This is a genomic window from Streptomyces sp. NPDC006458 (genome assembly GCF_040612135.1).
In the GTDB taxonomy this organism is placed as follows: Bacteria; Actinomycetota; Actinomycetes; order Streptomycetales; family Streptomycetaceae; genus Streptomyces.
Window position 1 is genome coordinate 206,257 of record NZ_JBEXPR010000005.1, and the last position, 13,148, is coordinate 219,404.

General features: G+C 72.2%; 11 protein-coding genes and 1 pseudogene. 7 read left to right on the plus strand and 5 right to left on the minus strand.

Translation table 11 applies throughout. From position 1 onward, the window contains the following. Positions 1 to 166: 166 nt before the first annotated feature. Both ABZZ79_RS09095 and ABZZ79_RS09100 read right to left on the minus strand, forming a co-directional pair. Positions 167 to 2,974, minus strand: coding sequence for an AAA family ATPase (locus tag ABZZ79_RS09095; RefSeq protein ID WP_356688060.1), 2,808 nt, complete (start codon positions 2,972 to 2,974; stop codon positions 167 to 169). 155 nt (positions 2,975 to 3,129) lie between these two features. Further along, a complete protein-coding gene (locus ABZZ79_RS09100; protein WP_356688062.1) occupies positions 3,130 to 3,993 on the minus strand; it encodes a helix-turn-helix transcriptional regulator in 864 nt (287 codons plus the stop codon). Positions 3,994 to 4,187: 194 nt separating this feature from the next. On the opposite strand from ABZZ79_RS09100, the gene ABZZ79_RS09105 reads away from it, so the two are divergent. Beyond that, complete coding sequence (locus ABZZ79_RS09105; RefSeq protein WP_356688064.1) at positions 4,188 to 5,855, plus strand: AMP-binding protein; 1,668 nt, start codon at positions 4,188 to 4,190, stop codon at positions 5,853 to 5,855. Between the two features lie 126 nt (positions 5,856 to 5,981). Here ABZZ79_RS09105 and ABZZ79_RS09110 read toward each other — a convergent pair whose 3' ends face one another. Then, complete coding sequence (locus tag ABZZ79_RS09110; protein ID WP_356688066.1) at positions 5,982 to 6,665, minus strand: hypothetical protein; 684 nt, start codon at positions 6,663 to 6,665, stop codon at positions 5,982 to 5,984. Positions 6,666 to 6,906: 241 nt separating this feature from the next. On the opposite strand from ABZZ79_RS09110, the gene gcl reads away from it, so the two are divergent. After that, positions 6,907 to 8,691 carry a glyoxylate carboligase gene (gene gcl, locus ABZZ79_RS09115; protein WP_356688068.1) on the plus strand — a complete coding sequence of 595 codons (1,785 nt, stop codon included), beginning with the start codon at positions 6,907 to 6,909 and terminating at the stop codon, positions 8,689 to 8,691. An 88-nt stretch (positions 8,692 to 8,779) separates the two neighbouring features. Here the strand turns inward: gcl and ABZZ79_RS09120 are convergent, their stop codons facing one another. Continuing rightward, positions 8,780 to 9,013, minus strand: coding sequence for a hypothetical protein (locus ABZZ79_RS09120; protein WP_356688070.1), 234 nt, complete (start codon positions 9,011 to 9,013; stop codon positions 8,780 to 8,782). 953 nt (positions 9,014 to 9,966) lie between these two features. Next, positions 9,967 to 10,221 (minus strand): annotated as a pseudogene (locus tag ABZZ79_RS09125) (NAD-binding protein); the annotation flags it as partial. Between the two features lie 255 nt (positions 10,222 to 10,476). Here ABZZ79_RS09125 and ABZZ79_RS09130 point away from each other — a divergent pair. From ABZZ79_RS09130 to pucL, 5 genes are all read left to right on the plus strand, one after another. Continuing rightward, positions 10,477 to 10,728, plus strand: a complete 252-nt coding sequence (locus ABZZ79_RS09130; RefSeq protein ID WP_356688071.1) for a hypothetical protein — start codon at positions 10,477 to 10,479, stop codon at positions 10,726 to 10,728. Positions 10,729 to 10,775: 47 nt separating this feature from the next. Continuing rightward, the gene (locus tag ABZZ79_RS09135; protein WP_356688280.1) at positions 10,776 to 11,087 is read left to right on the plus strand and encodes a helix-turn-helix domain-containing protein; all 312 of its coding nucleotides are present in this window, start codon (positions 10,776 to 10,778) and stop codon (positions 11,085 to 11,087) included. Between the two features lie 158 nt (positions 11,088 to 11,245). Beyond that, entirely contained in the window at positions 11,246 to 11,755 is a 510-nt protein-coding gene (uraD, locus tag ABZZ79_RS09140) for a 2-oxo-4-hydroxy-4-carboxy-5-ureidoimidazoline decarboxylase (RefSeq protein WP_356688073.1), read from the plus strand. A gap of 2 nt (positions 11,756 to 11,757) precedes the next feature. Beyond that, positions 11,758 to 12,159, plus strand: coding sequence for a hydroxyisourate hydrolase (gene uraH, locus ABZZ79_RS09145; protein ID WP_356688075.1), 402 nt, complete (start codon positions 11,758 to 11,760; stop codon positions 12,157 to 12,159). A 4-nt stretch (positions 12,160 to 12,163) separates the two neighbouring features. Then, entirely contained in the window at positions 12,164 to 13,093 is a 930-nt protein-coding gene (gene pucL / locus ABZZ79_RS09150; protein WP_356688077.1) for a factor-independent urate hydroxylase, read from the plus strand. Positions 13,094 to 13,148 lie beyond the last annotated feature (55 nt).

Here is a 13,148-nt window from a genome sequence, read left to right on the forward strand (position 1 = left end):
CGACCCCCGTGTGCCCGGCGAGCGGCACAGCACTTACGCTAGGTCCGGGCCCCGGTGGCTCCCAATGAGGGAACCCCCTAGGGGAGTTGGGGCAGGGAAAACCCTCGGTGACACGAGTCGGGCCGGCCCGTGCGAGTCGGCCGGGCCAAGTCAACCGCCCGCGGGCTCACTTCGCGTGACGCCCCGCCGCCAGCCGCACGATGTCCACCCGCGAGCGGATCCCGAGTTTGCGGTAGACCCGTGTCAGGGTCGCCTCGACCGTCTTGACGCTGATGAACAGCCGGCCGGCGATCTCCCGGTTGGTGGCGCCCTCCATGACCAGCGCGGCGACCTGACGCTCCATCGAGGCGAGCCCCTCCAGCGCGTCGACCGGGGCGGGCGCCCCGCCCGCCGTGTCCATGGGGCCCGCGGTCATGGCCGCCTCCACCTGACGCAGCCAGGGCAGCGCCCGGCACCGCCGGAACAGCCGCTCCGCCTCCTCGTACGCCGCCGGCTCCCGCCCGGCGCGCAGCCGGGCCAGCGCGAACGCCGCCCGCGCCTCCTCCAGGCCGTAGCCCAGCTTGGCGAGGCGGTCCTGAACGGACGTCAGCTGAGCGAGCGCCGCCTCGTGCTCCCCGCGCGCGGCGCGCACCAGCGCTTCGGCCCGGTCGAGCACGGCGAGCACGCTCTCGCGGCGCAGCCGCAGCGCGTGCTCACGGGTGACGTCGATGAGCTTCTGGGCCTCGCCGGGCTCACCGACGAGCACCAGCGCCTCGGCGAGGTCGCCGTGCCAGCGGCCGCGGGCCGGGTCCGTCACGCCGAGACCGCCCTCCAACTGGCGCGCCCGGCGGAGCGACAGGACCGCGCCCGGCGCGTCCCGCGCCACCAGCTGAGCGTGCCCCAGGGCGCCGAGGGCCAAGGACAGATAGACCGGGTCGCCGTCCTCCTCGGCGTGACCGACGGCCTCCCGGGCCAGCGTCTGAGCGCGCTCGGTGTCGCCCCCGGAGGCCTCCGCGAGGGAGGTGAACATGGCGGAGGCGCCCTCGCCGATACCGCAGTCGCGGGCCAGTTTCAGGGCCTCGCGGGCCAGGTCCAGCGCCCGGCCGCAGTGCCCGGAGCGCAGCTCGGTCTCGGCGACGAAGCGCACGAAGTGCACCTCGCTCTCCACGACACCGCGCCGGCGGGCCTCCCGCAGCAGCCCGGTCGCGGCCGCTCCGGCCTCGGTGAGCTGGTCGCTCATGATCAGCCAGCGGAAGCGGGCCGCCCCGGCCCCGTTGTGATGCCAGGTCACCTGCGGGTCCTGGGGCTCGCGCAGGGCGCGCTTGATGGTCGCCGGGGCGTCCGGGTGACCCATCAGGGTCTCGGACTGCGCCTGGAAGGACAGTGCGAGCAGCTCGGTGCGCCGGTCGCCGCCCCGTGCGGCCAGTTCGGCGGCGTGCTGGGCCTCCGCGCGACCCTCGGCGAAGTCGCCCTCGACCATCAGGGCGCGCCAGGCCAGCTGGTAGTGGACCTGGGCGAGCAGCCGGGGATCGTCGCCCGCGTCGGCGAGGGCCTGCGGGAAGACGGCGTCGACCTCGCCGAGGGCCTGCCCGGCGGCCTCGATGACCACCATCCAGGCCCGCACCCGGTCGCCGGAGGAGGTCGCGCGGGTGAGCACGTCCCGGGCGATGTCCCGGGCGAGGTCCACCTCGCCCGCGGTCAGCGCGTCCTCGGCGGCCTGCAGGCGCCGGGCGTCGGGGCCGGGCACCATGCCCGCCGGGGTGTGCCGGGCGGTGAGCAGCCCGAGGGAGGCCGCGACGGAGGGCGCCCCGCGGTCGCGGGCCAGCGCGGCGGCCTCCCCGAGGCGGGCCGCGACCTCCGGGTCGGTGCCGGTGCTGGCCAGTGCCAGATGCCGGGCGCGTTCGATCGGGTCGGAGGCCGCGGTGGACAGTGCCGCGTGCGCGGCCCGCCGGGTCTGCGCGGGGGCCTCCGCGTACAGGGCGGCCGAGATCAGCGGGTGCGCGAAGCGCAGGGCGGGCGCCTCCGGGTCGGTGGCCAGCAGTCCGAGGGCGGCCGCCTGGGCGGTCTCCGCCTCGGCGTTCTCCCGGCCGGCCGCGTGCAGCAGGGCCAGGGTGGGACGGGCGCCCGCGCTGGCCACGAGCAGGGTGTGCCGGGCCTGCGGCGAGAGCATCTCCAGGCGGCTGAGGACCAGGGCGCGCAGCGAGGTCGGCACCGGCAGCGGCTCGCCCGGCCGGGGCGCGGCGTTGCTCTCGGCCAGGGCGCGGCCCAGCTCCAGCGCGAACAGCGGGTTGCCGCCGCTGGTGCGGTGGATGTCGCGGACCGTGGAGCGGGGCAGCTTGGTGTAGCCGCCCTGGTCGAGCAGTGCCGACACCTGGGTGCGGCTCAGCGGGCCGAGCCGCAGCGCGAGCGTGTCGGGCGGAGTGGCGCGCAGATGCCGGTCGTACTCCTGGCCCTCGGTGCGCACCGCGCACAGCAGCTGCACGGGGAAGTCGCCGAGCCGGCGCGCGGCGAAGCCGAGCAGCTCGGCGCTGGCGGGGTCGAGCCACTGGAGGTCGTCGGCGACGACCAGGACCGGTCCCTCGGCGGCCAGCACCCGCAGCGCGGACAGCACCGCGAGGCGCAGCGCGAGCCCGTCGCGCTGGAGGCTGGACTCGCCGCGGCCGGTGAGCGCCGACTCCAGCGCGGTGCGCTGGGCGGCGGGCAGCCGGTCGGAGATCTCGGGCAGCACCAGGCCCAGCAGGTCGGCCAGAGCGAGGAAGGGCAGATGTGATTCGGACTCGGTGGCCGAGCAGCGCAGCACGGTCCGGGCGGTGCGGCCGTATTCCGCGGCCAGTGCCCGCAGCACGGTCGACTTTCCGATACCGGCGGGGCCGTGCAGCAGGACACTGCCGCCCCGGCCGAGCTGCTCCCGCGCCGCGCCGAACAGCTCCTCCCTGCCGATGACCAGGTCGGGGCGGCATCGGGTCGGCTCCTGGAAGTCCTCGTGCACGGTCACCGCTCCCTCCCTGTGTCGTGGTCGTGCCAAATTCTAGGCAACGACTCATTGAAGTTCGGGGACACGAGGTGGTGAGGGAAATAACAACTGGGGAGCATAAGGATATTCAGGACGCCGATGTATGAATGCTGAGCCTTCATGATGGTCGCGGCACCCTAGGGCAGTGCCCCCGCCCTGCGGGCCGCCATCACCGCCTCCCCACGGGTGCGGGCACCCAGTTTGCGCATCGCCGAGCGCAGATAGCTCTTGATCGTCTCCGGGCGCAGACCCAGCCGGGCGGCCGCCGTGGCGTTGGTCGCGCCCGCCGCGACCCACGTCAGCACGTCCACCTCACGCGGCGCCTGGCCGGTCCCGGGGCCGGGTGCCCCGGGTGCCCCGGGCGCCAGCAGGGCACACGTGCCGAGCAGCTCCGCCCGCGGCGCGTCGTCGCTGATCCGCGGCGCCAGAGCACGCAGCGCCGCGTGGGCCTGACGCATCCGTTCCCGCGCCGAGCCGTCGTCGTCCCCGGCACCCTGCCCGGACGCCCGCGCGGGCATCGCCGCCAGCAGGCCCCGCGCCTCCTCCGCCGCCACCATGGCCTGTTCCACGTCCCGCGCCACCTCCACCGCCGCGTGCAGGGCGCGGTCGCCCAGCGGCTGGGCCGTACGCAGCGCCCCGTAGAGCACCCCGCGCACCCGGCGCCGTACGACGACCGGCACGGCCAGTACCGAGCGCAGCCCCTCGGCGGCGACCGGCGCGTCGTACTCGTGGCTGATCTGCCGGGACGAGGAGTAGTCCGTCACCGCGCACGGACGGGACAGCGCCACCGCCTTGCCGCCCAGACCGTTGCCCGAGGTCACCGCGAGCGAGCGCAGCGCGGACGTGGCCGTGCCGCTCAGCTCACTGATCCGCACCCGCGGCCGGCCCGGCTCCACCGGGCCGCCGAACGCCACCGGCAGCCCCGTGGCCCGGCGCAGCCGCAGCAGCGCGGCCCGCAGGTCCGCCTCCGGCACCCCGGTCGTGCTCGTGTCCACCGCCACCCGCTCGCCCCTTTCCGTGGAGCCCGTCCGACGGCCGCGGGGGGCGATACGTCCCCCGCGTCCCGATCCGCCGGACGGACCCTGGCCGCAACCTCGCGGCGCACACCCCCGTTCGGGGGTAGTGAGACCTGCATCACGGATTACACGATGGCGGAGAGCCGCCCGGCAACGGTCCGGAGCTACGAGGAGGACGGATGACTGCGACCGAGGACTTCCGCAGGGCGCGGGATTTCCTGCTGGAGCACCGCGAGGACTACGCCACGGCGTACGACGGCTTCGCCTGGCCGCGCCCCGAGCAGTTCAACTGGGCGCTCGACTGGTTCGACCACATCGCGGACGGCAACGACCGTACCGCCCTGCACATCGTCGAGGAGGACGGCACCGAGACCCTGCTCTCCTTCGCCGAGCTCTCCGACCGCTCCGACCGCGTGGCGAACTGGCTGCGCGGCCTCGGCGTGGCGGCCGGCGACCGCATCCTGGTCATGCTCGGCAACCAGGCCGAGCTGTGGGAGACCGCCCTCGCCGCGATGAAGCTGCGCGCCGTCGTCATCCCCGCCACCACGCTGCTCGGCCCCGCCGACCTGCGCGACCGCGTCGAGCGCGGACAGGTCCGCCATGTGATCGCGCGGGCCGAGGACACCGAGAAGTTCACCGAGGTACCCGGCGGACACACCCGGATCGCGGTCGGCGGCACCGGCGGCGACTGGCACGCCTACGAGGAGGCCTACGCCGCCCCGGCCGGCTTCACCCCCGACGGCCCCACCCGGGCCGACGACACCCTGATGCTGTACTTCACCTCCGGCACGACCGCCCGCCCCAAGCTCGTCGAGCACACCCACGCCACCTACCCGGTCGGCCATCTGGCCACCATGTACTGGATCGGCCTGAAGCCCGGCGACGTGCATCTGAACATCTCCTCGCCCGGCTGGGCCAAGCACGCCTGGTCCAACCTCTTCGCGCCCTGGAACGCCGAGGCGACCGTGTTCGTGTTCAACTACACGCGCTTCGACGCCGCCCGGCTGATGACGGAGATGGACCGCGCGGGCGTCACCACCTTCTGCGCGCCGCCGACCGTGTGGCGCATGCTCATCCAGGCCGACCTCACCCAGCTCGGCACCCCGCCGCGCGAGGCCGTCGCCGCGGGAGAGCCGCTGAACCCCGAGGTCATCGAACAGGTCCGGCGGACCTGGGGGGTGGCCGTCCGGGACGGCTTCGGGCAGACCGAGACGGCCGTGCAGGTCTCCAACAGCCCCGGCCAGCCGCTGAAGACCGGATCCATGGGCCGGCCCAGCCCCGGCTTCCGCGTCGAGCTGCTCGACCCCGTCACCGGAGCGCCCGGCGGCACCGAGGGCGAGATCGCACTCGACCTGTCCGCCCGCCCGGTGGGCCTGATGACCGGCTACCACGGCGACCCGGAGCGCACCGCCGAGGCCATGGCGGAGGGCTACTACCGCACTGGGGACGTCGCCTCCCGCGACGAGGAGGGCTACCTGACGTACGTCGGGCGCAGCGACGACGTCTTCAAGGCCTCCGACTACAAGATCTCCCCCTTCGAGCTGGAGAGCGCCCTGCTGGAGCACGAGGCCGTGGCCGAGGCCGCCGTCGTGCCCGCGCCGGACGAGCTGCGCCTCGCGGTGCCGAAGGCGTACGTCGTCCTGGCGAAGGGCTGGCAGCCGGGCCCCGACATCGCCAAGGTGCTGTTCGAGCACTCCCGCCAGACGCTCGCCCCCTACAAGCGCATCCGCCGGCTGGAGTTCGCGGCGCTGCCCAAGACCGTCTCCGGCAAGATCCGCCGCATCGAACTGCGCGAGGCCACCGCCGCCGGATCGGACGCCGAGTACCGCGAGGAGGACTTCCGGTGAGCTCTCTCCTCTCGTACACGGGGTGAGCGACACCCCGCTGCTCGGCGAAGTGCCTGACCCCTCCCGGAACCGACCGGCGCCGGCTCCCGTACTCCGGGGAGCCGGCGCCTTCCCTGCTCGGCGGTGTCAGCCCGCGCGGTGAGCGAGGGCGTCCGCGTGGTCGTTCACCGGCTGCGGGGTGCCCGTGAGGTCGAGGACGAACAGCGGGACGCACAGGGCGTCGGCACGGGCCCGGGCGTCGGGGGCGTACCCGGCGAGGGAGAAGTAGGCGCAGCCCGCAGACTCCGTCATCGCCGTGAGCCACAGGCACTCGACGTCCCGCGGACAGGCCGGGCGTACGGTCGGGTCGACGTGGGCGACCAGTCCGCGGGCGGCGAGGCCGATGCCGAAGGGCGGGCGCTGGTCGGCGCGGCGGATGCCCCGGTAGCCGAGCCAGTGCAGATAGAGGGCGGCGGCCGTGACCGCGTCGCGCGCGGTGCGGATGGTGACCGGCTGGAAGGCGGGGCGGGCCGCCGGGGGAGGCGGGGCGGCTCGGGGAGCCTCGCGGGTCTCCTCGGCCACCGGAACCCGCAGCACCGTCCCGCACGGGCAGCCCAGCTCCGGCCGCGGCCACTGCGCGTGGCGCCCGCAGGCGGCGCAGCTCAGCGTGAGCCACTCCTCCGACCAGGCCCGGTGCGATACGGGGACGGCGTCCGCGCCCGGGTCCAGCGCGGGCGCGACCGTTGCTCCGCACGCGCACGGATAGCTCTGCGCCGCGTAGAGATGCTCGCGACGGCAGGCGGGGCAGCGCACCGGGACGCATCGGGACATCGGACCACTCCAGGACATGACGCATGTCAGGACGTGACGCACGTCGGCTCGGCGCACCCATCGTCCTCCCGACGGCCCCCTTCTGTCCGTCTCTTGACGGGCTTCACCCCTCCCTCTAGATTGATTCCAGATAGTAGAAATTAGTTTCCGCAATGTGGAAAACAAGGCGGAAGAAGCGCGGAACGGTCTCACCGCGGGGCGCGACGGAGAGCCCATCCGACAGCCGAAGCAGGAGTACTCCATGGCCCGTATGACCGCTGCCCGCGCGGCAGTCGAGATCCTCAAGCGCGAGGGCGTCACCAACGCGTTCGGTGTCCCGGGCGCGGCGATCAACCCCTTCTACGCGGCGCTCAAAGCCGCCGGGGGCGTGACCCACACCCTCGCCCGCCATGTCGAGGGCGCCTCGCACATGGCCGAGGGCTACACCCGCACCCACCCGGGCAACATCGGTGTGTGCATCGGCACTTCGGGCCCGGCCGGCACCGACATGATCACCGGCCTGTACTCCGCCATCGGTGACTCGATCCCGATCCTGTGCATCACCGGCCAGGCGCCGACCGCGGTGATCCACAAGGAGGACTTCCAGGCCGTCGACATCGCCTCCATCGCCAAGCCCGTCACCAAGATGGCCATCACCGTCCTGGAGGCCGCCCAGGTCCCCGGCGTCTTCCAGCAGGCCTTCCACCTGATGCGCTCCGGCCGTCCCGGCCCGGTCCTGATCGACCTGCCGATCGACGTCCAGCTCACCGAGATCGAGTTCGACCCCGAGACCTACGAGCCGCTGCCCGTCTACAAGCCGGCCGCGACCCGCGCCCAGATCGAGAAGGCGAGCGGCATGCTGAACGCCGCCGAGCGTCCGCTGATCGTGGCCGGCGGCGGTGTCATCACGGCCGACGCGAGCGATCTGCTGGTGGAGTTCGCCGAACTGACCGGCACGCCGGTCGTGCCGACCCTGATGGGCTGGGGCACCCTCCCCGACGACCACGAGCTGAACGCCGGCATGGTCGGCCTCCAGACCTCGCACCGCTACGGCAACGCGACCTTCCTGGAGTCCGACTTCGTCCTCGGCATCGGCAACCGCTGGGCCAACCGCCACACCGGCAAGCTCGACGTCTACACGGCCGGCCGCACGTTCGTCCACGTCGACGTCGAGCCCACCCAGATCGGCAGGATCTTCGCGCCCGACTACGGCATCGCCTCGGACGCGAAGGCTGCTCTGGAGCTGTTCGTCGAGGTGGCGCGGGAGTTGAAGGCGGCCGGCGAGCTGCCCGACCGGTCCGCCTGGGCGGCGGCCGCGCAGCGGAGGAAGGCGACCCTGCTGCGCCGTACGCACTTCGACAACATCCCGATCAAGCCGCAGCGTGTCTACGAGGAGATGAACAAGGCCTTCGGACCGGAGACGCGTTACGTCACCACCATCGGGCTCTCCCAGATCGCCGGCGCCCAGATGCTGCACGTCTACCGCCCGCGCCACTGGATCAACTGCGGCCAGGCGGGCCCGCTCGGCTGGACCGTCCCGGCCGTGCTCGGCGTTGCCAAGGCCGACCCGGAGGCGTCCGTCGTGGCCCTCTCCGGCGACTACGACTTCCAGTTCATGATCGAGGAACTGGCCGTCGGCGCCCAGCACAGGATCCCGTACGTCCATGTGCTGGTGAACAACTCCTACCTCGGCCTCATCCGCCAGGCCCAGCGGGCGTTCGACATCGACTTCCAGGTCAAGCTGGAGTTCGAGAACATCAACTCGCCCGAGCTCGGCGTCTACGGCGTCGACCACGTCAAGGTGGCCGAGGGCCTCGGCTGCAAGGCGATCCGGGTCACCGACCCGGCCGAGCTGGGGGCGGCCTTCGAGGAGGCCAAGAAGCTCGCCGCGGAGTTCCAGGTGCCGGTCGTCGTCGAGGCGATCCTGGAGCGCGTCACCAACATCTCCATGTCCGGTACGAACGACATCAGCGACGTCGTCGAGTTCGAGGACATCGCCACGGAGCCGGGGCACGCGCCGACGGCGATCAAGACCCTGACGGTCTGACCCGGCGAAACGAGGGGCCCGCGCCGTGTGGACGCTGTTGGTTTCGATTTACCAACAGCGTCCGTGTGGCGCGGGCCCTTCCGTATGCCTATGCGTCGTGCTCCGACAGCCCCGGCCAGTCCTCCGGCCCGCCCCCCTGCCACTCGATGAGTTCCTCCTCCTCGACCTCGATCCGGTCCAGGTCGGCCAGCCGCAGAATCACGACGACGTCGTCCAGGTGAGATGCCACGCCGAGCGGACGGTCGTCCGCGGTGACCCTCCGGGAGCCGTCCAGGGCCGGGGGGTGCACCACGACATGCGGGTGCGGTACGGAACGCGCCATGCCTCCGGAGTGCCCCGCCCACCCCCGCCCCGCACCCCGGCGAGAGGAGCCATGCCAGGCCTTTCGCGCAGTTCCCCGCGCCCCTGGGCGGGACTTCGCGCCGTCGTCCGGTGCGGCCTGCGATCGTCTCGTCGCGCGGTTCCCCGCGCCCCCGAGCGGGGCTCCGCGCCATCCTCCGGGTGCGGGCCGTAGCGGGCTTGTCGCGCAGTTCCTCGCGCCCCCAAAGACGGGGTTTCTCGCCACCGCGCGGCCGACGACCCCAGTGAGCGCGAGCCCCACCCCAGGGGCGCGGAGAACGGCGCGAGCACCCAAGACGGCCCACACCAGAACGACGGCCGTGACCCCCCACCCCAGGGGCGCGGGGAACGGCGCGAGCAGCCCAAGGCGGCCGGCACAAGTGCGACGGCGGTGACCCCCCACCTCAGGGGCGCGGGGAACGGCGCGAGCAACCCAAGACGGCCCGCGCCAGAGCGACGACCGTGACCCCTCACCCCAGGGGCGCGGGGAACGGCGCAAGCAACGCAAGGCGGCCTGCACCAGAGCGACGGCCGTGACCCCCTGTCAAGGGGCGCGGGGACCTGCGCGAACGGCTCGCGGCGGCCCGCGCCAGGGCGATGGTGAGACCCCCCCGGCCCTTACCCCGGCGCTTCCCAGCCGGTGAGGTCTTCGGTTGTGGCCGCCCGACGGCACGAGGCTGGGCGCGACAGAACTTTCGCGCCGCCGGACGGAGTCTGGGGCGAGAACCGGGACCGCGACGGGTGCGACGGCTCCGGGCTCCCCCTCCCTCAGGTCAAGAGTCAGCGGAAATATGTTTCCGCTTTGTGGAGCCTGGAATTGGGCGGACAAGGCGTCAACGGTTTGTTGAAGTTGATTCCGGGCGGCGCCCCCGCCTGGGCGCGACAGGACAGGTGTCGGCGGCGACGCCGCCCGGAAGCCTTGTGCCGGGCGGGTCCTCAGACCTGGGCGCCGGACAGGCGCTCGACGGCCCGCAGCAGGGCCGAGTGGTCCAGTCCGCCGTCGCCCTGGGCGCGCAGCGACGCGACGAGCTGGGCGACGACCGCGCCGACCGGCAGGGCCGCGCCGACGTTGCGGGCGGCGTCGGTGACGATGCCCATGTCCTTGTGGTGCAGGTCGATGCGGAAGCCCGCCTTGATCAGGTTCTCGGACATGGGGGAGCCCATGATGCCGAGGCCGATCCAGGCAATCGCGGGCAGGGACGGGCTGGAAGAGGCTGCGGGGGTGCTCATGGCAGGGGCCTTTCTGAAATGCGGAGGTGGTCAGCGGGCCGCGCGGGCCTCGGCGGGCAGCCAGTCGAAGGCCTCGGCGCTGGGGCGGTCGCCCGGACCGTGTCGAGATTCCGTATTGCGGAAGTTAGTTTCTGCTTATTGGAAGATTGCCGTCGGGTGTCGCGGCTTGTCAAGAGGGGTCGGTGGAAACCGGCTACCGCGCGTTAGGTTGTGCGCGTGCGATTGAGAGTGGAGTTCACGACCGAGCCGTTCGACCTCGAAGAGGCGCCGGCGCACGCGCTGGCCGCCCGTGAGGTGATCGAGGCGGCGGAGCTGGACGCGGTGGACGTCGGCCCCTTCGGCAACACGGCGGAGGGCGGCGCCGACGCGGTGCTGGCCGCGGTGGACGCGCTGCTGCGCAGGTCCCTGCACGCCGGCGCGACCCGTGTCTCGCTCCAGGTCAACGTGATCGCGGAGGGTGCCGAGTGAGCACGGACGAGCCCTTCATCACGGCGGTGAAGCCGCTGGTCGACGCCATGGGCGGCGCGCTGATCCCGCCGGACGAGGCGGGTCCCGACGATGTCGTGCTCTCCTGGGAGGGAGCGGATGTCGTCGCGGTCCGGCTGCCTCAGCTCGCGGACTCGCTGGACCACATCCTGGCCGCGATGGAGCGCAAGAAGGGCATGCCGCTCGCCGACCTGGACCGCAAGGCCAAGCAGGAGGTCGTACGGGTCCTGGAGGTGCGCGGCGCCTTCGCCGTACGCCACGGCGTGGAGACCGTGGCGAGCGCCCTCGGCGTCAGCCGGTTCACCGTCTACAACTACCTCAACCGCGAGAAGCAGGCCTGAACCACGCGAGGGGCCTGAATCACGAGAGGGGCCTGAACTGCCGGGCCCCCGGTTCCGTAACCCGGAATTTTCAACAAAGTGTTGACGTGGCGTTTCGGAGGGCGTTAGCTATCCGCAGCCGTTCAGCACGAAGGCCGTTTCCGGCCACGGAGGCTCCCGTGACTTCCACTTCCACGCCGGGCCTGGCCCGGTTCAACACCCTCGGGGAGGACGCGGCCCTCGCCGCGCTCCACGAGGCGTGCGCCTCCACGGCATGGGCGCGCCGGCTGCTCGCCGCCCGCCCGTACACCGCCCCGGACGACCTCTACACCGCCAGTGACGCCGCCATGGCCGAGCTGAGTGCCGAGGACCTCGCCGAGGCGATGGCCGGCCACCCGCCGATCGGCCGCCCGAAGCCGGGTGACCCCACCTCGGCGCGCGAGCAGCGCGGCATGGCCGGCGCCTCCGAGGCGCTCCGGGCGGAGATGCTCGAACTCAACCTGGCCTACCAGGAGACGTTCGGCCATGTCTTCCTCATCTGCGCCACCGGCCGGACCGGCGAACAGATGCGCGACGCGGTCAAGGAGCGGATCGGCAACTCGCCGGAGCGGGAGCGCGAGATCGTGCGCACCGAGCTGGGCAGGATCAACCGCATCCGACTGGCCCGACTCGTCGAAGAGGACGCCTGAGCATGAGCACCAGCACCGTCGCCTCCGTGTCCACGCACATCCTGGACACCTCCGTCGGCCGTCCCGCCGAGGGCGTCGCCGTCCGGCTCTCCGCCCGTGGCGGGCGGGACGCGGACTGGCAGGCGCTCGGCGGCTCCGCGACCGACGCGGACGGCCGGTGCAAGGACCTTCCGGACCTGCCGGAGGGGACGACCCACGTACGGCTCGACTTCGCGGTGGAGCCGTACTTCGAAGAATCCGCGAAGAAGCAAGCCGATGCGCAGCAGGACGCCCCCGCGAATCGGGACAGCGGTGCCGTGTTCTTCCCCGAGGTGGCGATCACCTTCACCGTGAACCCCGGGGAGCACTATCACGTACCGCTGCTGCTCAACCCGTTCGGCTACTCCGTTTACCGAGGGAGCTAGCTAGATGCCCACCATTCTGGGACAGAACCAGTACGGCAAGGCCGAGAACCGAGTCGTCAAGATCACGCGGGACGGCGCCACCCATCACATCAAGGACCTGAACGTGTCCGTGGCGCTGAGCGGCGACATGGACGAGGTCCACTACTCCGGCTCCAACGCCAACGTCCTGCCGACCGACACCACCAAGAACACGGTGTTCGCGTTCGCCAAGGAGTACGGGATCGAGTCCGCCGAGCAGTTCGGCATCCACCTCGCCCGCCACTTCGTCACCTCGCAGGAGCCCATACGCCAGGCGCGCATCCGCATCGAGGAGTACGCCTGGGAGCGCATCGCGACCTCGGACGCCAACAGCCGGTTCATCGCCGACGAGGTGAAGCACTCCTTCGTACGCAAGGGCCAGGAGGTCCGCGTCACCCAGATCACCTACGACGGCTCGTCGTGGGAGGTCATCTCCGGTCTGAAGGACCTGGTCGTGATGAACTCGACCAACTCCGAGTTCTGGGGCTACGTCAAGGACAAGTACACGACCCTCCAGGAGGCCTACGACCGCATCCTGGCCACCCAGGTGTCAGGCCGCTGGCGGTTCAACTGGACCGACGACGAGCAGAAGATGCCCAACTGGGAGAAGTCCTACGAGCAGACGAGGAAGCACATGCTCCAGGCCTTCGCCGAGACCTACTCGCTCTCGCTCCAGCAGACGCTGTACCAGATGGGCTCGCGCATCATCGACAACCGCAGCGAGATAGACGAGGTCCGCTTCTCCCTGCCGAACAAGCACCACTTCCTGGTGGACCTGGAGCCGTTCGGGCTGAAGAACGCCACCGAGGACGGTGCCGTCTACTACGCCGCCGACCGGCCGTACGGCCTGATCGAGGCGACCATCCTGCGGGACGGCTGCGAGCCGAGGATCCCGATGGATCTCACCAACCTGTAGGCCGGCAACTGAATTTCGGCACCCGCGGCCGGGCGGGCGGACCTCCCGGCCCCCC